This window comes from Ferrovibrio terrae (assembly GCF_943371255.1).
Classification (GTDB): domain Bacteria; phylum Pseudomonadota; class Alphaproteobacteria; order Ferrovibrionales; family Ferrovibrionaceae; genus Ferrovibrio; species Ferrovibrio terrae_B.
This window is the reverse complement of the sequence record NZ_CALRUC010000050.1, coordinates 1-21,392: the sequence shown is the minus strand read 5'-3', so window position 1 is coordinate 21,392 and position 21,392 is coordinate 1. Positions and strand designations below refer to the sequence as shown.

General features: G+C 63.6%; 19 protein-coding genes. 7 read left to right on the top strand and 12 right to left on the bottom strand.

What is annotated here, in order from left to right:
- Positions 1 to 131: 131 nt before the first annotated feature.
- From AAG799_RS12190 to sugE, 4 genes are all read left to right on the top strand, one after another.
- Entirely contained in the window at positions 132 to 575 is a 444-nt protein-coding gene (locus AAG799_RS12190) for a rhodanese-like domain-containing protein (RefSeq protein ID WP_341896211.1), read from the top strand.
- Between the two features lie 111 nt (positions 576 to 686).
- A complete protein-coding gene (locus AAG799_RS12185; protein WP_341896209.1) occupies positions 687 to 2,597 on the top strand; it encodes a methyl-accepting chemotaxis protein in 1,911 nt (636 codons plus the stop codon).
- Positions 2,598 to 2,706: 109 nt separating this feature from the next.
- Positions 2,707 to 3,216 (top strand): PAS domain-containing protein, encoded by a 510-nt coding sequence (locus tag AAG799_RS12180; protein ID WP_341896207.1) that lies wholly within the window; start codon positions 2,707 to 2,709, stop codon positions 3,214 to 3,216.
- A 129-nt stretch (positions 3,217 to 3,345) separates the two neighbouring features.
- The gene (gene sugE / locus AAG799_RS12175) at positions 3,346 to 3,666 is read left to right on the top strand and encodes a quaternary ammonium compound efflux SMR transporter SugE (protein ID WP_341896205.1); all 321 of its coding nucleotides are present in this window, start codon (positions 3,346 to 3,348) and stop codon (positions 3,664 to 3,666) included.
- 9 nt (positions 3,667 to 3,675) lie between these two features.
- Here the strand turns inward: sugE and AAG799_RS12170 are convergent, their stop codons facing one another.
- The 9 genes from AAG799_RS12170 to AAG799_RS12130 form a co-directional block, all read right to left on the bottom strand.
- Positions 3,676 to 4,110 carry an NfeD family protein gene (locus AAG799_RS12170; RefSeq protein WP_341896203.1) on the bottom strand — a complete coding sequence of 145 codons (435 nt, stop codon included), beginning with the start codon at positions 4,108 to 4,110 and terminating at the stop codon, positions 3,676 to 3,678.
- A gap of 10 nt (positions 4,111 to 4,120) precedes the next feature.
- Positions 4,121 to 5,086 carry an SPFH domain-containing protein gene (locus tag AAG799_RS12165; protein WP_341896201.1) on the bottom strand — a complete coding sequence of 322 codons (966 nt, stop codon included), beginning with the start codon at positions 5,084 to 5,086 and terminating at the stop codon, positions 4,121 to 4,123.
- A gap of 84 nt (positions 5,087 to 5,170) precedes the next feature.
- Positions 5,171 to 5,878, bottom strand: a complete 708-nt coding sequence (locus tag AAG799_RS12160) for an ABC transporter ATP-binding protein (protein WP_341896199.1) — start codon at positions 5,876 to 5,878, stop codon at positions 5,171 to 5,173.
- 2 nt (positions 5,879 to 5,880) lie between these two features.
- A complete protein-coding gene (locus AAG799_RS12155; RefSeq protein WP_341896197.1) occupies positions 5,881 to 6,636 on the bottom strand; it encodes an ABC transporter ATP-binding protein in 756 nt (251 codons plus the stop codon).
- The gene (locus AAG799_RS12150; protein ID WP_341896195.1) at positions 6,633 to 7,928 is read right to left on the bottom strand and encodes a branched-chain amino acid ABC transporter permease; all 1,296 of its coding nucleotides are present in this window, start codon (positions 7,926 to 7,928) and stop codon (positions 6,633 to 6,635) included. Before AAG799_RS12150 ends, AAG799_RS12155 begins: the two co-directional genes overlap by 4 nt.
- A gap of 1 nt (position 7,929) precedes the next feature.
- A complete protein-coding gene (locus tag AAG799_RS12145) occupies positions 7,930 to 8,880 on the bottom strand; it encodes a branched-chain amino acid ABC transporter permease (RefSeq protein ID WP_341896193.1) in 951 nt (316 codons plus the stop codon).
- Positions 8,881 to 8,969: 89 nt separating this feature from the next.
- Entirely contained in the window at positions 8,970 to 10,217 is a 1,248-nt protein-coding gene (locus AAG799_RS12140; protein ID WP_341896191.1) for a branched-chain amino acid ABC transporter substrate-binding protein, read from the bottom strand.
- A gap of 79 nt (positions 10,218 to 10,296) precedes the next feature.
- Positions 10,297 to 10,506, bottom strand: coding sequence for a hypothetical protein (locus tag AAG799_RS12135; RefSeq protein WP_341896189.1), 210 nt, complete (start codon positions 10,504 to 10,506; stop codon positions 10,297 to 10,299).
- A gap of 2 nt (positions 10,507 to 10,508) precedes the next feature.
- Positions 10,509 to 11,792, bottom strand: a complete 1,284-nt coding sequence (locus AAG799_RS12130) for a serine hydrolase domain-containing protein (RefSeq protein WP_341896187.1) — start codon at positions 11,790 to 11,792, stop codon at positions 10,509 to 10,511.
- A gap of 193 nt (positions 11,793 to 11,985) precedes the next feature.
- Here AAG799_RS12130 and AAG799_RS12125 point away from each other — a divergent pair, with 193 nt between their 5' ends.
- A complete protein-coding gene (locus tag AAG799_RS12125) occupies positions 11,986 to 12,750 on the top strand; it encodes an FCD domain-containing protein (protein WP_341896185.1) in 765 nt (254 codons plus the stop codon).
- Positions 12,751 to 13,049: 299 nt separating this feature from the next.
- Here the strand turns inward: AAG799_RS12125 and AAG799_RS12120 are convergent, their stop codons facing one another.
- From AAG799_RS12120 to AAG799_RS12110, 3 genes are all read right to left on the bottom strand, one after another.
- Positions 13,050 to 14,255, bottom strand: a complete 1,206-nt coding sequence (locus tag AAG799_RS12120; RefSeq protein WP_341896184.1) for a branched-chain amino acid ABC transporter substrate-binding protein — start codon at positions 14,253 to 14,255, stop codon at positions 13,050 to 13,052.
- A gap of 97 nt (positions 14,256 to 14,352) precedes the next feature.
- Positions 14,353 to 15,471, bottom strand: coding sequence for a serine hydrolase (locus AAG799_RS12115; protein ID WP_341896182.1), 1,119 nt, complete (start codon positions 15,469 to 15,471; stop codon positions 14,353 to 14,355).
- 89 nt (positions 15,472 to 15,560) lie between these two features.
- The gene (locus tag AAG799_RS12110; RefSeq protein ID WP_341896180.1) at positions 15,561 to 17,837 is read right to left on the bottom strand and encodes an NADP-dependent malic enzyme; all 2,277 of its coding nucleotides are present in this window, start codon (positions 17,835 to 17,837) and stop codon (positions 15,561 to 15,563) included.
- A gap of 207 nt (positions 17,838 to 18,044) precedes the next feature.
- On the opposite strand from AAG799_RS12110, the gene mutS reads away from it, so the two are divergent.
- Both mutS and AAG799_RS12100 read left to right on the top strand, forming a co-directional pair.
- Entirely contained in the window at positions 18,045 to 20,657 is a 2,613-nt protein-coding gene (gene mutS, locus AAG799_RS12105) for a DNA mismatch repair protein MutS (RefSeq protein WP_341896178.1), read from the top strand.
- Between the two features lie 156 nt (positions 20,658 to 20,813).
- On the top strand, positions 20,814 to 21,392 hold a 579-nt coding region (locus tag AAG799_RS12100), incomplete at its 3' end, for a hypothetical protein (protein WP_341896176.1).

Sequence of the window (21,392 nt, the reverse complement as noted above, 5' to 3'; positions counted from 1 at the left end):
ATCCTAAGCATTCCGATAGGTTATCGTTTAGTTATTTGAGTTTTATGGGGTACGTCCATACCGTCCGGCCCGCAATAAGGGCGCGGCGAAATCAATCCTGCGCTCCGGAAGAAGAACAACAGGAGATACGGATGCGTTGGATTACATTGACCCGTCTGGCACGGGTTCTGGTGCTGCTGCCTTGCCTTGCCATGACGGTGCCCGCTTTCGCCCAGACCGGGGAGACCCCGGCCACGCTGGACGGCGCCAAGACCATTGCCGCGGCCGATGCCAAGGCGCTGCTGGCCAAGGGTGCGAAGGTGTTCGACGTGCGTAAGAAGGCCTCCTTTGCCGACGGCCATATTCCGGGCGCGAAGTCGGCCAGCGCGGCGGTCAACGCCAATGACAAGACCATGGATACCGCGATCCTCGGCGCCGACAAGGATGCCGTGATCATCATTCACGGCCATGGCACTGACGGCTGGAGCGCTGTCTACGCGGTCAAGGCGGCCGTGGCGGCGGGTTTCAAGAACGTCAACTGGCTGCGCAGCGGCTGGGCCGATTGGAGCGCCAGCGGATTCCCGGTTGAGAACTGAAACCGTTGCAGATCGATGAAGGCGGGGCGCCAGGCGCACCGCCTTCATGTTTTATGATCAACACGAAAACCGGCAGATGACATGCCGGAGGCAATATGACGGAGCACTACCATGTCGGGTTTGAGTGTGATGCATCGGACCTTCCTGAAGGTCTCGATCTCGTTGATTCTGGGCGCGATCACCACGATGGGCATGGCGGCCTTCCTGTTGCTTGCGATCTACCAGAGCGACGGATTCCTGAAATCCTTCACGACGCATGACCTGCGTGAGAAGGCCGAGATCGCCGACATTCTCCAGGCGACCGAGGCATTGAACAATCGCCTGCTGGGCGTTCTGGCCGGCGTGTATTCCGCCCCCGGCTCGGCCGATCGTATCGCAGCTTTCAATCGCGATGTGCAGAACCACGTCAAGGTGCTTGGCACCGTTGTCGGTCAGCCGCGTCCGGCATATTGGAACCAGGATTTCGACAAGGCTTTCCAGAATATAGATACCTATGCCACGAAAATTGCGGCCAAGCTGAAAACGGCCAAGCTGACCGAAGCGGATTATGAGGAATGGGTGGATTATGCCGCCGCCGCCCGCAAGACCCTGCGCCAGGCCAGCCAGTTCCAGGATGCGGAAATCAACGAGATTGTCGCCCGGCAGCTGGCCGAGGATGAAATCCGGCTGATCGCCGGTTCGATCGCCGCGCTGGTCGTTGTGATGCTGCTAGGCTATTGCCTGATGCTGATGGTTTGGCGGGTGAACGGACCGCTGACCACTCTCACCGAGATCATGCGCCGGCTGGCACAGGGCAATGTCGATCTCGACGTGCCTTCCACGACGCGTCGCGACGAGATCGGCCAGATGGCGCAGGCCGTTTTGGTGTTCAAGACCAATGCCATTGCTCGTCAGGAGGCCGAGGCCCAGGTGGCACGGCAGACCCAGGAGGCGGAATCACGCCGCGCCGCGCGGGAACACCGCGAGGCCCAGGCCGGCACGGAGATTGCTGCCCTGGTGGAGCAGATTGCTGCGGGCGATCTTGGCAGCCGCATTGTCGAAAACGATAAAGATGGCTTCCTGCTCGTTGTCAGCCAGAACCTCAATCAGCTGGTCGAGACCCTGCAGACCGTGACCGGCGAGCTGGCCGGCAATATGGAGGCCATGGCCGGCGGTGATCTCAGCAAGACAGTGCGGGGTAATTATCGCGGGGTGTTCGGCAAGCTGAAGAGCAGTGCGAATGACCTCAGTGCACAATTGCGGGACTTCGCCCTTAAGCTGACCGAGACAGCCCATATGGTGCGCGAGGCCTCTTCGGAAATCTCCACCGGCAGCCAGGATCTGGCCAGTCGCACGGAATCGCAGGCCGCTTCGATTGAAGAAACCGCCGCCTCGATGCATGAGATCACGGCCACCGTGAAGCAGAATGCCGACAATGCACAGGCTGCCAACCAGTTGGCGGTTGTTGCGCGTGACACGGCGCAAAAGGGCGGCAGCGTGGTCAGTGATGCGGTGACGGCGGTGACCAAGATCGAGGGCAGTGCGCAGAAGATCGCTGATATCATCGGCCTGATCGACGAGATCGCCTTCCAGACCAACCTGCTCGCGCTCAACGCGAGTGTTGAGGCGGCGAGGGCAGGCGAAGCCGGCAAGGGCTTTGCCGTGGTGGCGCAGGAAGTGCGGGCGCTGGCCCAGCGTTCGGCCAATGCGTCAAAGGATATCAAGGCGCTGATCGCGGAATCCAATGCCCAGGTGAAAACCGGCGCCGCGCTGGTGAACCAGACCGGCGCCTCGCTGACCGAGATCGTCACCGCGATCAAGAAGGTGAGTGATATCGTTGCCGAGATTGCCGCGGCCTCGCGCGAGCAGGCCACCGGCCTGGAGCAGGTCAACACGGCCGTCGGCAGCATGGACGAGATGACCCAGCGCAATGGCGCCCTGGTGGAAGAGACCTCGGCTTCGGCGCAGTCGCTCGCCGAACAGGGCCGCCAGCTGGCCGAACTCGTCGGCTTCTTCAAACTGGGCAACAGTCCGGCCGCATAAGCCGTCGCTACGAAACCGGTCGCGGCTTCTGCCGTTGCTGCCGGGCATGACGACGGGCAGGAATTCTGATCGCGGCGCCGCCGTGCGAAAGGAAGCGATTGTGAATCTTGTGACGCAACCCCTCGCCGAGATACACGGCGTGCTATGTGCACCGCCGGACCAGGTGTTGCAACAGATCGGCGATGAGCGGCTGCGGCGCCTGTTGCAGGCCTGGGATCGCTGGCGTGCCGGCCGCAGCCTGCCGTCACGCGGTGATTTCCAGCCGGAAGACCTGGCCTATCTGCTCGGGCATCTTTTCTTGCTCGATATCGTTTCGGCCGAGACCGGACCGCGGTTCCGCTATCGGCTGTTCGGCAGCGCGGTGACGGATTACCGCGGCTTCGATCTGACCGGGCGGTTCCTCGACCAGCATCCCGACCCGCATTTCGCGCTGCGCGCCCATGCCGCCTATCTGCAGGCGATGCAGGCGCGCCAGCCGCTCTGGGCCAGTGTCAGCGGGACCACCGCCACCGGCATGTCGGCGAATTTTGAAGGGCTGATTCTGCCGCTGGCCCGCGATGGCGAGACCCCGGATATGCTGCTGGCCGCACAGATCATGACGCCGCCTCGCGCCGGCTGATCCCGCGCCAGCAGTCGTGCTTGCCACCAGCGTTGCGCTACGCCATATCAGGCCTGCCGGGACGGCCCGGCTTGGCATGTTGAGGATCGGCAGGGACGACCCTGCTGTTGCGCGAAGGGATCATTCGCCATGGCATGGATCATTCTGTTTTTCGCCGGTCTCGCCGAAGTGGGCTGGGCGGTCGGCCTGAAATACACCGATGGCTTCACCCGGCTGTGGCCGACGCTGGCCACCGTCAGCGCAATGGTGGTCAGCCTTTTCCTGCTCGGCCTGGCGCTGAAGACCCTGCCGCTTGGCACGGCTTACGCGATCTGGACCGGCATCGGCACCATCGGCACCGTGGTGCTCGGCATCGTTCTGTTCGGTGAAAGTGCGGCCCTGCTGCGGCTCGCCTGCATCGGGCTGATCGTCGCCGGCATCATCGGACTCAAGCTGGTGACCGAGGTTTAGGTCGGCCGTTCAGGCTTTCGGTTCGACCTGCAGCACAACGCCATCGGCGGCAACGATCACCACTTCAGTGCCGGCCGGAAGGTCGGGGCCGCTGACCGGCCAGAAGCTGTCGCCCAGCTGGATCTCGCCGCGCCCGGCCTGCAATGCGCTGGACAGGACGGCATGCTGGCCGATGAGACGGGCTGTGCCGGTATTGACGGTTTGCTCGCTGCTGGTGCGATGGCGCCGCAGCAGCAGGCCGCAGCCGAGTGCCAGTACAGCAAGGACGCCATACAGGCCAAGCTGCGCGGCGAGCGACAGCTCCGGGAAGGCGAGCAGGATGGCGCCTACGGCCAGGGCGGGTAGGCCGAGCCAGACCAGGATATTGCCGGAGACCACGACTTCCAGCACCACCAGAATCAGGCCGGCCGCCAGCCAATGCCAGGCAAGCAGAGTGAATGGCATGGTCAGCGCCTCATGCTTTCGGTTCGCCCCAGGGTTTGGGCGGCACGGCGGTGGTCGCGCGGCCCTGGGCTTCCTTGGCCAGTTCGGCGATGCCGGCCAGGCTGGCAACGATGCCGGTGGCTTCCATCGGCATCATGATCATCTTCTGGTTCGGGCTCTCGGCCAGCTTGGCGAAGGCCTCGATGTATTTCTGCGCGACGAAATAATTGATGGCGGCGATATTGCCGCCCGAGATCGCGTCGCTGACCGACTTGGTGGCGCGTGCCTCGGCCTCGGCCAGCCGCTCGCGTGCTTCGGCATCGCGTTGTGCGGCATCGCGGCGGCCTTCGGCCTCCAGCACGGCAGCCTGCTTCTGGCCCTCGGCGCGCAGGATGGCGGCCTGTTTCTCGCCTTCGGCGGCCAGGATTTCCGCGCGCTTGCTGCGCTCCGCCGTCATCTGCTTGCCCATGGCGTCGAGCAGATTCTGCGGTGGCTGGATGTTGCGCAGCTCGATGCGGGTGACCTTGACGCCCCAGGGCGAGGTGGCCTGATCGATCACCGACAGCAGCCGGCGATTGATCTGGTCGCGCTGCGACAGGGCTTCATCCAGGTCCATGGCGCCGATCACGGCACGCACATTGGTCATCGCCAGGGTGCTGAGTGCGATGGTCAGGTTCTGCACTTCGTAGGCGGCCTTCACCACATCGAGAATCTGGTAAAAGACAATGCCGTCTGCGGTGACCGTGGCGTTGTCCTTGGTGATGACCTCCTGCTCGGGGATTTCTAGCACGATCTCCATCACCGAGATCTTGTGACCCACCTGCTCGATATAGGGGATGATCAGGTGAATGCCGGGCGTCAGCGTGCGGGTGTAGCGGCCGAACCGCTCGACCGTCCACTGCTGGCCCTGCGACACGGTCTTGACGCCGGCGAGGATGGTGACGACGACCAGAATGGCGAGAACGACCAGTACGATCGTCGCGGGAGAGATATCCATGGGATCAGGCCTTTGCTGAGAGCGCCAGAGCCCAGTCTGATGCACGCACAGGCAGCGATGCAAGCCTGATCTGCGACCCTTGCGTTACACCTCCAGCCATTCCTTGCGGATGGCGGCGTTGTCCTTCAACTGCTGCGGCGTGCCCTCGAACACCATATGGCCATGGCCCATCACATACAGCCGCTGGCAGATCTTCAGCGCGATGGTCAGCTTCTGCTCGACCAGCAGGATCGACACGCCGCGCGCGGCGATGCGTTCCAGCAGGGCGCCGACCTTTTCCACCATCATCGGCGACAGGCCCTCGGTCGGCTCGTCCACCATCACCAGGTCGGGATCGCCCATCAGGGTGCGGCACATGGTCAGCATCTGCTGCTCACCGCCCGACAGCACGCCGGCCTGGGTATCGGCACGCTCTTCCAGGCGCGGGAAGATGTCGAACATGTCCTGCATGCTCCAGCGGCCGCCGCCCTTGGTGGTCTTCTGCCCGAGATAGAGATTCTCGCGCACGGTGAGGCCGGGGAAGATGTCGCGGTTCTCCGGCACATAGCCAAGGCCCAGCCGGGCGATCTCATGCGGCTTGCAGCCGGCGATCTCCCTGCCCTTGAAGACGATCGAACCCTGTGGCGGCACGTCACCCATGATCGCCTTGATCGTGGTCGAGCGGCCGACGCCGTTGCGGCCGAGCAGCGAGACGATCTCGCCCGGCTTCACGTCGAAACTCACGCCATGCAGGATATGGCTCTTGCCGTAATAGGCGTGCAGGTCGCGCACTTGCAGCATGGGTTCAGTCATCGTCAATGCTCCGCTTCCAGTGCATGGCCCAGATAGGCTTCCTGCACCGCCGTGTTGCTGCGGATGTTGGCCGGCGTGTCAGATGCGATGATCTGGCCATAGACCAGCACCGAGATGCGATCCGCCAGGTCGAACACCACGCCCATGTCGTGTTCGACCATGATGAGGGTTCGGCCTTCGGTCACCTTGCGGATCAGGTTGACGAAATGCGCGGTCTCCGAACGGCTCATGCCGGCTGTCGGCTCGTCCAGCATCACCACCCCGGCGCCGCCGGCAATGGTGATACCGATTTCCAGCGCGCGCTGCTCGGCATAGGTCAGCATGCCGGCGGGGAACTGGGCCCGCTCGGCCAGGCCGATCTGCTGCAGGATCACATCGGCGCGATCATTGGCATCATTCAGTTTGCGCACGTTATGCCAGAAGGAATAGCGGTAGCCCAGATGCCACAGCACGGCGCAGCGCAGATTCTCGAACACCGTCATCTTGGGGAAGATGTTGGTGACCTGGAAGCTGCGTGACAGGCCGCGGCGGTTGATCTCGTAGGGTTTCAGCCCGGTGATGTCTTCGCCATTCAGGTCGATGCGGCCCGAACTGACACCGAAGCGGCCGGAGATCAGGTGGAACAATGTCGACTTGCCGGCACCGTTCGGGCCGATGATGGCATGGCGTTCGCCCTTGCCCACGGCCAGCGACACGCCGCGGATGATCGGCGTGATGCCGAAGCTCTTGTGGATATCGTGCAATGCAAGCGCGGTCATTTTCCGGTCTCCGCACCATGCGCGGCCGTGCCGAAGGCATCGGCGAATTGCGGCCCCCATTTCCGTCCCAGCAGCAGCGCGCCGCCGATCAGCCCCAGCGCCGCCAGCCAGGGCAGGATGCTGTTGGAATTGTAGGCGATGCCGAACAGGGTCATCGCCGGGCCGTCGTTGGCGGTACGCACCAGCTGGTGATGCGCGGTCTCGATCAGCGCGATCAGCCCGCCCAGTCCCATCGCCGCCGGAATCGCCATCAGGCCATACCAGGGCAGCATGCGGTGCAGGGTGCCGCGGCGGGCCAGCGGCAGATGCAGCATCACCAGGCCGGCCATGCCGCCGGGCGCGAACATCACCATCAGCACGAACAGCAGGCCGAAATACAGCATCCAGGCGCCGGTCAGATCGCTCAGGAAAACCTGCAGCAGCACGACGATGATCGCGCCCAGGATCGGTCCGGCAAAATGGCCGATGCCGCCGATGAAGGACATCAGCAGCACGACGCCGGATTGCCCGCCGGAGATGTTCACTGCATTCATCAGCTCGAAATTGATCGCGGCCAGGCCGCCGGCGATGCCGGCGAAGAAGCCGGAAATGCAGAAGGTGATGAAGCGCACCATCTGGGTGGAATAGCCGATGAACTCGGTGCGTTCTGGATTGTCGCGCACCGCGTTGCACAGGCGGCCAAGTGGCGTGCGGGTGAAGGCATACATCGCCACCATGCAGACAAAACACCAGGCGGCGATCAGGTAATACACCTCGATCTGCGGCCCGAAGCGCACGCCCCAGAAGGTCAGCATCTTGGTGCGGTTTGCCGTGATGCCTTCCTCGCCGCCGAAAAAGCCGCGCAGGATCAGCGACAGCGAGGCGATCAGTTCGCCCAGGCCCAGCGAGATCATGGCAAACACCGTGCCGGCGCGGCGGGTGGAAACGGCACCGAAGATGATGCCGAACACCAGACCCATCAGGCCGCCGACCAGTGGCACCACGGGCAGCGGGATCGGCAGCTTGCCGCCGGCAATCGTGTTCATCGCATGCACGGCGAGGAAGCCGCCGAGGCCGTAATAGACCGCATGGCCGAAGCTCAGCATGCCGGTCTGGCCCAGCAGCATGTTATAGCTGAGCGAGAACACGATCATAATGCCCATCAGGCACATGGTGGTGAGTGCTGCACCCGAGGTGAAGATCTTCGGCAGCACCAGCATGATGGCGGCGGCGATGATCCAGATGCTGTAGCGCTTGAGCATGTCCATGGCCGAGAGGCTGCGGCCGGCGGCAGAGGCGGTGGTATCGCTCATCTCACGACTCCCGCGTGCCCATCAGCCCGGTGGGCCGGAAGACCAGGATCAGCACCAGCATCAGATACGGCACCACCGGGCCGACCTGGGCGACGGTCACCTGCCACAGGTCGCTCAGCGTGCCCTGCAGCGGGCGGGCCACGCCAATCGTGGTCATCAGATCGCCGATCGAATAGTTGACGGCGATGGCAAAAGTCTGGATCAGGCCGATCAGCAAGGAGGCGATGAAGGCGCCGGGCAGCGAGCCCAGGCCGCCGAACACCACGACGACAAACAGGATCGGCCCCAGCACATGGGCCATGCTCGGCTGCGTCACCAGGGCGGGGCCGGCAATCACGCCGGCAATCGCGGCCAGGCCGGAGCCGAAGCCGAACACCATCATGAACACCTTGGGCACGTTGTGGCCCAGCATCGCTACCATGTTCGGGTGCGTCAGCGCCGCCTGGATGATCAGGCCGATGCGCGAGCGGGTCAGTACCAGCAGCAGGGCGATGAAGATCGCCACCGAGATCAGCAGCATGAACATGCGGAAGGCGGGATAGGTGGTGCCGAACAGCTCAAACGCCGAGAAATCGAGCGCCGCCGGCACGCGATAATCCACCGGCAGCTTGCCCCAGATCATCTGCACCAGTTCCTCGATCACGAAGGCGAGGCCGAAGGTGAACAGCAGCTCGGGCACATGGCCCCATTTATGCACCGTGCGCAGGCCCCAGCGTTCCACGGCGGCGCCGATCAGGCCGACCAGCACGGGTGCTGCAAACAGCGCGACCCAGAAGCCGAGCCACTGGCTGATCTGGAAGCCGAAATAGGCGCCCAGCATGTAGAAGCTGGCATGGGCGAAATTCAGCACGCCCATCATCGAGAAGATCAGTGTGAGGCCGCTGGCCAGCAGGAACAGCAGCATGCCGTAGAGCACGCCATTCAAAGTGGAGAAGATTACCAGTTCCAGCAAGCAGGGCCCCCGTCTGTAACGCAACGCAGCAGAAAGTGCAGACGAAACGGCCCCGGAGTGACCCGGGGCCGTCGTTCAGTCTAGCGTCGTCAGCTTGGCTTCGCCATCTTGCAGCTGGTGGCGACGTCGGTTTCGCCCATCGGAATGGTCGCGGTCAGCTTCCAGCCCCAGCCGGTGTTTTCCTCGTCGAACTTCATGTCGCCGGTCATCGGCGTCAGCGCGGAGATATAGATATCCTGGAAGAACTGGTGGTCTTCCGCGCGCATGTAGGTGTCCTTGCCATAGATGTTCTTGTACTTCATGCCGCGCAGCTTCTCGGCGAACACCTTGGGGTTATTCGACTTGGCTTCATTCATCGCGGCAGCGAGCATTTCCATCTCGTTGCGCACGCGCGGATACCACCAGCCATGGCCGGCCGATTTCTTGCGGAAGTCTTCTTCCCAGGCATAGTTGGCCGGCGTGTTGATGTTGGCGATGCCTTCGGTGATCTGGAAGACCTTGTCCTTCAGGCCGGTCTGCTTCACCGAAGTCGGGCCGCCGGCGCCACCGGCATAGTAGGTGTAGTAATCCACCTGCAAGCCGGCATCGGCCGAGGCCTTCAGCAGCAGCGCGATATCGCTGCCCCAGTTTCCTGTAATGACGCTATCCGCACCACTCGCCTTGATCTTGGCGATATAGGGCGAGAAGTCGGTGATCTTGGCCAGCGGGTGCAGCTCGTCGCCGACAATCTGGATATCGGGTCGCTTCGCCTTCAGCATCTCGTTGGCTGCCTTGCGCACGGCATGACCGAAGGAATAGTCCTGGTTGATCAGGTAGACCTTCTTGATGTTGGGCTTGCCCTTCATGTAGCTGGTCAGCGCCTGCATCTTGATGTCGCTATGGGCATCCCAGCGGAAATGCCAGTAGCTGCATTTGTCGTTGGTGAAGGCCGGGTCCACCGCGGCGTAATTCAGATAGACCACTTCCTTGCCGGGATTGCGGTCGTTGTGCTTGTTGACGAAATCGATCATCGCCGCCGCAGCGCCCGAGCCATTGCCCAGTGTGAGGATGCGCGCACCGGCATCGATCGCCTTCTGCGCCGCGATCACGGTCTCCTGCGGGCTCAGCTTGTTGTCATAGGTCAGCAGCTCCATCTTCTGGCCGTTGACGCCGCCCTTGGCGTTGATCTTGTCGATCATGTACTGGAAATGCTTCACGCCATGCTCGCCGATCGGCGCCATGGCGCCCGACAGCGGATCGATGAATGCGATTTTCACCTGCGACCAGGCGGGTGCTGTCATGCTGAGGCCGGCCGCGAGCGCGGCGACGGCCAATGCTGTCCCGTGACGAGTGGGCATTGTTTCCTCCATCCGTTTGTTGCGGCGACTTCCGGTCCGCCGATCCGCCGTCCGTGCGGCGAATTCTTTTGGTCGCGCCTCAGGCGCGACGATCTTGATGAGCCTGCCGTCTTTCCGCGGATATCCAGCCCTGGCTCACGCGCAGATCAAGCGCGGTCGAGCGGCCGGGATAGCGGCGGGTGTGACTGGCAATCGGCATATGGATGGCGTTGCACGCAACCGGCCGTGGCCGGCGCGACAGCAGCGCGGCCAGCAGGCTGCGCAGTCGCGTCAGGATGGTCTGGATCATGCTCATTTCACCAGTGCGGCATAGACCATGTCGCGCATCGCGGCGCGGTAGGTCAGGCGCTGCTTGGGCGACTGCATCATGAAGACCACGAACATCTTTTCCTTCGGATCGACCCAGAAATAGGTGCCGCCGGCGCCGCCCCAGTAATAGTCGCCGGCGCTGCCGGGATCGGCCGAGACGCCAGGGGCCAGGCGCACGCCAAAGCCCAGACCGAAACCATAGCCGGGGCCCGGCAGGTAATACGGGCCGGGCGTGACGCCGCTGCCCATATGATCGGAGGTCATATAGGCGAGGATGCGCGGGCTTAAATACCGCTTGCCGTTCTGCGTGCCGCCATCCAGCAGCATCTGCAGGAAACGCGCGTAATCCATCGCCGTGCCGGTCAGGCCGCCACCGCCGCCTTCGAATTTGCCGCGCTGGCGCGGGTCGAAGAATTCCACGCCGCCGCCCAGGCTGCGGTCATTGGCAAACGGCTCGGCCACGCGGCTCTGCTTGGCCGCATCGGTGACGTAGAAGGCCGTGTCCTTCATGCCGAGCGGGCCGAGCAGGCGGTCGTTCAGCGCAGCGCTCAGCGGCTTCTTGTCGACGACTTCCACCACGCGGCCGAGAATGTCGGTGGAATGGCTGTAATCCCACACCGCGCCGGGCTGATAGGCCAGCGGCAGCGCTGCAATACGCTCGGCGAATTCGGCATTGTCGGGATCGCCTTTCAGCACATCGCCATACAGCGCTTTCACAGCGCCCACACCGAAGAAGCCATAGGTGATGCCCGATGTATGGCGCATCAGATCCTGGATGCTGATCGCGCGGCGCGGCGCCACCAGTTCCAGCGTCGGCTTGCCGCCTGCTTCCGCGGCGGGTTTCTCGACGCCGACCTGCACCTTCGCGAAGGCGGGCACGAAGCGGGCCAGCGGATCGCCGATGTGATAGCGGCCTTCCTCCACCTGCATCATCGCTGCCGCCGTGACGATCGGCTTGGTCATCGAATAGATGCGGAAAATGCTGTCGCGCGTCATCGGCGCCTTGGTCTGCGGGTCTTGCAGGCCGACAGCCTCGAAATGGGCGATTTTGCCCTGGCGGGCGATCAGCAGCACGGCGCCGGGAATGACCTGCGCTTCCGAGTCGGCCTTCAGGCGCGCGCTGATGCGGGCAAGGCGGTCTGGCGCAAAGCCAAGCGTGGCCGGATCGGCTTTGGGCAGCAATTCTGCGGCCAGCGTCAGCGGAGCATGGAGCGCAAGGGCGGCAAAGCCGGCCATGGCGGCCAGCCTGGATATGCACACTTTCATCAGCGCGGCCTCCCGGACCGTTTTTATATTTGCTTGGCGACTATGATTGTCGGACAATCCGACCTAAGTCAAATAGTCTCCTGCAGGGACGCCATGGCTGGACCGTGGCAGGTCTCGGCCGGTAGAAATACCGGGCTGGCAGTTCAAACGATTCTGGAAAGTCCGGCCAACTGCCGGTTGTTACGGGGGGTAAATGTCTGAGGTCGCCGAGAAATTCGCGCGCATCACGCCGGTGCCGGCCTACCAGATGGTGGCCGAGGCGATCGAGCGCGAGATTCTGTCCGGCCGCCTGCGCCCCGGCGATCCGATCGGCACCGAGGCCCAGCTGGTGCGCCAGTTCGGCGTCAACCGGTCGACCGTGCGTGAAGGCATCCGCCTGCTCGAACAGAGCGGCATGGTGCAGCGCGATTCCAGCCGCCGGCTCGCCGTCGGTCTGCCGCATTACGACCAGCTCGCCACCCGCGCCAGCCGCGCGCTGGTGCTCCACCAGGTCACCTTCCGCGAATTGTGGGAAGCGACCATGGCGCTCAGCCTGGCCACCATCGATCTGGCGGTCGACCGCGCTACCGACGACGACATGCGCGGGCTCGATGCCAATATCGACGCCACTGAGGCGGCGATGGACGACCCGGCGGCCGTGGCGGCCTATGACACGGAATTCCACCTGCTGCTGGAAAAGACCGGCCGCAACCGCGTGCTGGAAATGGCGCGCGAACCCTCCAACATGCTGATCTATCCCACCACCCATGTGGCGGTGCAGGGCACGGTGGCGGGCGCGCGCCGCCTGGTGGAAGCGCATCGCATGCTGGTGCAGGCGCTGCGCACGCGCGACAAGGAGATGGCGCGGCTGTGGACGCGCCGTCATCTGAACGACTGGCGCAAGGGTTTCGAGAAAGCCGGCCTCGATCTCGACCAGCCGGTCGATCTGGTCACCGCATCGCAGGCGACCACGTCCTAGGCGGCTGGACAGTTAAGCGACATTAAAAAATGTCGCTACCCTCGGATTTATGCCGAGGGTCCATCCCAACTCTCCGCGGATCGGAACATGCAGATGGATGCCCGGGACAAGCCCGGGCATGACGTCCTATGAATTTGCGGAATCGGTCCTGTCGACTGCGATCATCGCTGACGAGAGAGTCACTCTCCCATAACCGTCACCCTCGGGCTTGACCCGAGGGTCCATTCCAACCCACCGCGCATCGGAACGCGCAGATGAATTCTCGGGACAAGCCCGAGGATGACGGTCTGTGGCGTATCTCAGAAAGCGGCCATCCTGCATGTGGTCGGCAGCGCGGTCTGCGCGGCCGTCACCTTGCCGGCCGTCTTCCAGCCCCAGCCGGTCTTTTCCTCGTCGTATGTCATGCCGCCTTCCAGCGGGCCGAACGAGGTGATGTAGAGATCCTGCAGCACCTGGTGATCGCTCGCGCGCATCGTCGCCACGCCGCCATACATGGTGGTGCGCGTCGCATCCTGCAGGGCCGCGGCAATCGCCTTCGGCTCGACGCTCTTCGCCTTCCGTACGGCATCGTGCAGCATGTCCATCAGCAGGCGGGCGCGCGGCACGTTGAAACTGCCGCCGAACCGCGCGCGGTAATCCGCATCCAGGCGATCATTCATCGCCATGTTGGAATGGCCCTCGATCACGGCAAACACGCGATGCGCCAGTCCGGTCTGTCGGATCGCCGTCGGGCTGCCGATGCCGCTGGCGTAATAGGTATACCAGCCGGTCTGCAGGCTGGCATCGGCGGCACTTTTCAGCAGCAGCGCCAGATCGTTGCCCCAGTTGCCGGTGACAACCGAATCGGCGCCGCTCGCCTTGATCTTGGCCACATAGGGCGAGAAGTCGTTGATCTTGGCCAGCGGATGCAGGTCGTCGCCCACGATCTCGATATCCGGGCGCAGGCGCTTCAGCATGTCGAGCGCGGCGGCGCGCACGGCCTGGCCGAAGGAATAGTCCTGGTTGATCAGGTACACGCGCTTGATCTGCGGCTGCGTGGCGATGAACTGCGCCAGCGCCATCATCTTCATGTCGGCATGGGCATCGAAGCGGAAATGCGCCGGGCTGCATTTGTCGTTGGTCAGCGCCGGATCGATCGCCGAGATGTTGAGAAACAGCACCGCCTTGTCGTGGTTGCGCTCGTTATGCTTCATGATGAATTCATTCAGCGCGCCGGCGGCGGCCGAACTGTTGCCGGCCACGATGATGCGGATGCCGGCATCGATCGCCTTCTGCGCCTGGATGATGCTCTCCTGCGCATTCAGCTTGTTGTCATAGCCGGTGATCTCATAGGCCGTCTGTTTGTCCGACAGCCGCTCGGCCATGAACTTCAGGTGGTTCAGCGCATTCTCGGTGACAGCGGCGGCCGGGCCCGACAGCGGATCGATGAAGGCGATGCGCACGGTCTGTTGCGCCAGTGACGGCAGGGCAAACAAAACAACAGCAAGAAAAGCGACAATACGCATGACAAACTCCCTGAACAAAACTGCGCCGCAGGGTAAGTAAAAGCGGCCGCGAGGCAAGGCGCGGCGCGATCAAATAAATGGATGTGTGCTGATAGATTCAGCGTATGGAAACAGCCGGCAGCACATGGCGGTTGAGTATGATATGGCCGACCGCACCCTGTAATGGGCTGGCATAGAGTCCGGCATGCACGACGATCACGATATTCTGTTCCGGCAGAATATAGAGGCGCTGGCCGCCATGGCCGTAGCCCGCCGCCCAGACGGTCTCGCGCTTCTCCACCAGCGAACGGCCGAGCCACCATTGATAGCCGTAGAAGAACACGCCCTGGCCGTTGATCTGCGGCGCAATGGACTCGGCAATCCAGTTTTCCGAAACGATCTGCTGTCCCTGCCAGCGGCCCTTGTCGAGCACCAGTTGGCCGATCCTGGCCAGATCGCGGGGACGCAGCCGCAGCCCCGATGCCACCACCGGGCGCTCGCGCCAGGACACCCATTCGGACCCGGCGATGCCGAGCGGTGCGAACAGTTCATCCCTTGACAGCACATCGATGCGCCGGCCCGAGACCTTCTGCAGGATTGCCGCCAGCACTTCCGCCGAGCCACCGCTGTAGTTGTAGACCTGGCCCGGTGTCGACATGAGCGGCAGTCCCAGCACATAGCGCGCGGCATCGGGCGCATTGTTCATCGCGGTTTCGCTGTTGCGCGGGTTGCTGTAGGGCAGATCCTCATTCCATTCCAGCCCGGCCGACATGGTCAGCAGGTGACGGATGGTGATGGCATCCTTGGCCGGTGTGCGCAGGTCGGCATGCTCGGGGAAGAAGGCGAAGACCGACTGGTCGAGGCTGATCCAGCCGCGGTCAACGGCAATGCCCACCAGCAGCGACACCACGCTCTTGCTGATCGAGCGCAGGTCATGCGGTTTGGTCGCGTCATGGGTCACGCTGCCGAGCGGATTGCCCCAGCGGTAATCCTCGCCGGTGAAATACCGCTCATAGACCAGCTGGCCGTTGCGCAACACCAGTACGCTATGGGCGTTGGCTTCTTTCCATGCTTCGAAGCGCGCGCCGATGGCACAGAGCAGGGCGGCATCCATGCCCTGGCTTTGCGGCGATGCAATGCGCCAGCCGTCTTTCAGGTCCGGCGGCGGGGCGCAGTCCTGTGCCTGGGCTGCCAGCGGCAGCAACAGCAGCCACACCGATACAATCAGTCTGAACATGGGGGCTCTCCATGATGGCTTGCAGAGACTAGCACAAACGAAAAGGCCCGGAATTGCTTCCGGGCCTTTCACGCAGGACTGACAGAGATTTAACGCGCGTTATACGCAGCCAAGGCGGCGAGATTCACGATGTCACTGACGCTGGCGCCCATCTGCGCGATCTGCACCGGCTTTTCCAGGCCGATCAGCAGCGGGCCGATCACGGTGCCGCCGCCCAGATCCTGCATCAGCTGCGTCGACAGCAGTGCCGAATGCAGGCCGGGCATGATCAGCACATTGGCCGGGCCCGACAGGCGGCAGAAGGGATACAGCTTCATCAGGTCGGGGTTGAGCGCGACGCGGGCATTCAGCTCGCCGTCATATTCGAAATCGACCTTGTGGCCGCCGGCATCCAGCGCATCCAGTTCCATCACCGCATGGCGCACCACTTCCACCACGCCGCCCGGCGCGTTGCCGAAGTTGGAATGCGACAGCAGTGCCACGCGTGGCTCCTGGCCCATCTGGCGCGCGGCCTTCGCCGCCTGGATGGCGATCTGGCACAGGTCGCTGGCGCTCGGCGTTTCGGTCACCGTGGTATCGGCCACGAACACCGTGCGCCCCTTGGCGACGATGATGCTGAGGCCCATCACGCGCTGGCCGCGCTGGGCATCGACCGCCATGCGGATGCCGTCATAGCTGACCGAATAGGTGCGGGTCACGCCGGTGATCATCGCATCGGCATGACCATTGGCCACCATGCAGGCGCCGAACACGTTGCGGTCGAGATTGACGAAGCGCTGCACGTCGCGATGCAGCAGGCCACGCCGCTGGTGCCGCTTGTACAGGAAGTCGGCATATTCGGCATTATGCTCGCTGATGCGGGCATTGTGGATCTCGCAGCCTTCCAGGTTCTTCAGGCCGATCGCCTTCATTGTCGCCTCGATGCGCTCGCTGCGGCCGATCAGGATCGGCGTGCCGTAGCCGGCGGCGCGGAATTCGAGCGCTGCGCGGATCACGGTTTCTTCCTCGCCTTCGGCGAAGACGACGCGCTTGGGATTCTGCACCACCTGGTCGAAGAAGATCTGCAGCGAGCCAACCGTGGGGTTGAGCCGCGCGCGCAGCTTGGCGGCATAGGCCGCCCAGTCGGTGATCGGCTTGCGGGCGACGCCCGACTTCACGGCGGCTTTCGCCACCGCCAGCGGAATCTCCACGATCAGGCGCGGATCGAACGGCGAGGGGATGATGTAGTCGCGCCCATATTTCGGCCGCAGGCCCTTATAGGCGGCAGCGACCTCGTCGGGCACGTCCTCGCGTGCCAGCATGGCGACGGCTTCGGCGGCAGCAATCTTCATCGCGTCGTTGATGGTGCTGGCGCGCACATCCAGCGCGCCTCGGAAGATATAGGGGAAGCCCAGCACGTTGTTGACCTGGTTCGGATAGTCCGACCGCCCGGTTGCCATGATCACGTCGCCGCGCGCCGCCGCCGCATCTTCCGGAGTGATTTCCGGATCCGGATTGGCCATGGCGAAGACGATCGGGTTCGGCCCCATGCCCTTCAGCATCTCCGGCGTCAGCGCACCCTTGGCCGACAGGCCGAAGAAGATATCGGCGCCCTTCAGCGCCTCTTGCAGCGTGCGTGCATCGGTCTTCACCGCATGCGCCGACTTCCACTGGTTCATGCCCTCGGTGCGGCCCTGATAGACCACGCCCTTGGTATCGCAGAGGATGACATTCTCATGCTTCATCCCCATCGCCTTGACCAGTTCGGTGCAGGCGATGCCGGCGGCGCCAGCGCCGTTCACCACCATCTTGGCGGTCTTGAAGTCGCGGCCGGTCAGGTGCAGGGCATTGATCATGCCGGCGGCCGAGATGATCGCGGTGCCATGCTGGTCGTCATGGAAGACCGGAATGTCCATCAGCTCGCGCAGGCGCTGCTCGATCACGAAGCATTCCGGCGCCTTGATGTCTTCCAGGTTGATGCCGCCAAACGATGGCCCGAGATAGCGCACCGCGTTGATGAATTCCTCGACCTCCTCGGTATCGATTTCCAGGTCGATCGAGTCGACATCGGCGAAGCGCTTGAACAGCACCGCCTTGCCTTCCATCACCGGCTTGGAGGCCAGCGCGCCGAGATTCCCTAAGCCCAGCACGGCGGTGCCGTTGGAGATCACCGCCACCATGTTGCCGCGCGAGGTGTAGTCATAGGCGGTGTCGGGATCCTTCTCGATCGCCAGGCAAGGGGCGGCGACGCCGGGGCTGTAGGCCAGGCTGAGATCGCGGGTGGTCGCCATCGGCTTGGTCGGCACGACCTCCAGCTTGCCGGGCTGGCCCATCTTGTGGAATTCGAGGGCGTCGTCGTACAGGGACTGGCTTTTCGAGTCGCTCATTTTTCTCTGCGTTTCCGGTTTGCTACAGGCGTCTTGGCGCGGGCTTATCGTTCCCGTCCAGCATCATAAGGCCAAGCGCCGAGGGGTTAAAAGAGCCGCCGCCTGTGCTATGTCTGCGGCCTGCATTATTTCGCATCGAGTCTTCCCGCGACCGCCGACGGCATGAACAAACCCGAACTCGCCTTACCCCCCGGTACGTCCCCCCTGATGGCCCAATATTTGACCATCAAGGCGGCATACCCCGAATGCCTGCTGTTCTATCGCATGGGGGATTTCTACGAATTGTTCTTCGACGACGCCGTGCGGGCGGCGCGGGCACTCGATATCGCGCTGACCAAGCGCGGCGAACATGATGGCGAGCCGATCCCGATGTGCGGCGTGCCGGTGCATGCGGCAGAAGCCTATCTCTCCCGTCTGATCCGCCAGGGCTTCAAGGTCGCGGTCTGCGAGCAGGTGGAAGATCCCGCAGAAGCGAAGAAGCGCGGCGCCAAATCGGTGGTCAAACGCGACGTCGTGCGCGTGGTGACACCGGGAACCATCACCGAAGACAGCCTGCTGGATGCGCGGCGCAACAATTATCTTGCTGCACTTGCTCAGTCGGGTGGCGCCGAGGGCACGCTGGCGCTGGCCTGGCTCGACCTGTCGACAGGCGAATTCGGCCTGACGGAAACAACCTCAGCAGGCCTCGCTGCCGATCTGGCCCGGGTGTCGCCCCGCGAACTGGTGCTGCCCGAGGGGCTGCTGGCGCGGGCCGAGCTGCGGGCGGTCCTCGACCAGAGCGAGGCGGCGCTCTCGCCGCTGCCATCAGCGCGCTTCGACTCGGTGGCCGGCGAGCGGCGGCTGAAAGCCGCGCTGGGCGTTTCGGCACTCGATGCCTATGGCGATTTCAGCCGCGCCGAATTCTGTGCCGCCGGCGCGCTGCTCGATTACGTCGACCTCACCCAATGCGGCAAGCTGCCGCGCCTCGATCCGCCGGTGAAGCAGCCGCCGCTCAGCGTGATGGCGATCGACCCCGCCACCCGGCGCAATCTCGAACTGGTGGAAACCACCGCGGGCCAGCGCGACGGTGCCTTGCTCGACTGCATCGACGCCACCCTCACCGGCGCCGGCGCGCGACTGCTGGCGCAGCGGCTGCAGGCGCCGCTCACCGATACCGCGCTGATCGCCGCGCGCCATGATGCGGTGGCCTGTCTGGTCGATACCGTGCGGCTGCGCGACGACATCCGCACGGCGCTGTCGAAAGTGCCCGATCTGGCGCGTGCCTTATCAAGATTGTCGCTGGGCCGTGGCGGCCCGCGCGATCTGTCCTCGATGCGCGATGGCCTGACCCAGGCCGGCGATCTGCGCCGGCGTCTTGCCGCTGAAACCGCGCTGCCGCCCGAACTCGCCAGCTTACGCGATGCGCTCGGCGACCATGCCGTGCTGGTGCAGTCCTTGAGCGCGGCGCTGGCCGATGAACTGCCGCTGATGCAGCGCGACGGCGGCTTCGTGCGGCCGGGCCATCATGCGCCGCTGGATGAGCTGCGTGTGCTGCGCGACGAAAGCCGCCGCCATATTGCGGCGCTGCAGGACAGGTATGCGGCGGAGACGGGCATCACCAGCCTGAAGATCCGCCACAACAACGTGCTGGGCTATTATATCGAGATCACGCCCGCGCATGCAGCCAAGATGGGCCAGCAGTATATCCATCGCCAGACCATGGCCAATGCCATGCGCTATGCCACGCCGGAACTGGGCGAGCTGGAAAGCAAGATCAGCCAGGCCGGCGACCGCGCACTCGCCATGGAACTGGAAATCTTCGACCGCCTGGTCAGCGCGGTTCTGGCGGAAGCGCCGGCGATCACCCGCGCCGCCAATGCACTGGCGGCGCTGGATGTCGCCGCGGCGCTGGCGCATCTGGCCATGCAGCGCCGCTGGGTGCGGCCGCGCATCGACGACAGCCTCGATTTCCGCATCACCGGCGGCCGCCATCCGGTGGTGGAAACCGCGCTCGAACGCGCCGGCCAGGGCGAACGCTTTGTCGCCAACGACTGCGACCTCAGCGACGGCCAGAAGCTCTGGCTGCTCACCGGCCCGAACATGGCAGGTAAATCCACCTTCCTGCGCCAGAATGCGCTGATCGCGATTCTGGCGCAGATGGGCAGTTTCGTGCCGGCGATGCGGGCCGAGCTTGGCGTGGTCGACCGGCTGTTCAGCCGTGTCGGCGCTGCCGACGATCTGGCGCGCGGCCGCTCCACCTTCATGGTCGAGATGGTGGAGACCGCGGCGATCCTGCATCAGTCCGGCCCGCGCGCGCTGGTGATCCTGGACGAGATCGGCCGCGGCACCGCCACCTTCGATGGCCTCTCGATTGCCTGGGCGGTGGTGGAATACCTGCATGAGAAAAACCGCTGCCGCGGCCTGTTTGCCACGCATTACCACGAGCTCACCGCGCTCAGTGAAAAGCTGCCGCAGCTTTCCAATCATACGCTGAAGGTGAAGGAGTGGGATGGCGAGCTGATCTTCCTGCATGAGGTTGGCCCGGGTGCGGCGGATCGCAGCTACGGCATCCAGGTGGCGAAACTCGCCGGCCTGCCCGATGGCGTGCTGCAGCGCGCGTCGCAGGTGCTGCATACGCTGGAACAATCCGACCAGACCGGAAAATCCGCCAAGCTGATCGACGATTTACCGTTGTTCTCGCTGGCTGCGCCAGCGAAGGCTGCCGCTGTGCAGCCGCCGTCAGAGGTCGAGAGCGCGCTGAAGAAAGCCGATATCGACGCCCTGTCGCCGAAGCAGGCGCTCGACCTGCTGTACCAGCTCAAGGCGCTGCTGAAATCCTGAGCAAACACCAGGCGTTCGAATAGCGCAGTATTCATACGGGTACGGTGCATGCGCTTGCATGCGAAAATCGTACACGGCGTTTCCAGAATCCAATTTTCGCCCCGCCATTCCTGCCTATACACTCCATCCGGGTCGGAAAAATTGGGGAAATGGCAGATGATCCGTGCATCGGTAACGGCGGGCGTTGCGTGCGCCCTTGGTGTAATGGTGTCGGCATGTGCCGATGGCGGCAAAAGCCCCTATGCCAGCCTGGGCGAGGATTTCGCCAAGGCCAACAAGGCCGCGAGTGAAATCTTCCAGGCGCAGATCGCTGACGCAAATCGCGTGCGCAGGCTATCCGAGGTCGCCTACTACACCGGGATGAGAACTGCGGCTCACAGGCAGAAGATAGATATCAACGCTGAAAACGCTGACGACAATTTTGCAAACTTTGTTTGTGCCGGTGTCGGGGAGGGCAACAAAACCGCGGCAGCCCTGCGTTACACGGCAGACTATGCCAAGGCGCTTGAGGCTATCACGAAGCAGCCGGGAGATTCCTTCTCTGGCTATGCGAAGGCTTTGAAGAAGCTGCGCAAGGATGCGCCTGTCATTGAACCCATAAAATTGGAGGACGATGCCTTCGACGCCTGTGTTCGTAGTGTTGTGATTCAGGTAACGCCCCTTCCTGTCGCATCCCAGAATGAGAGTGCAGTGGCGGCATGGCAGGCCGGAGCGGCGCTGTATGATGCTCTGGTG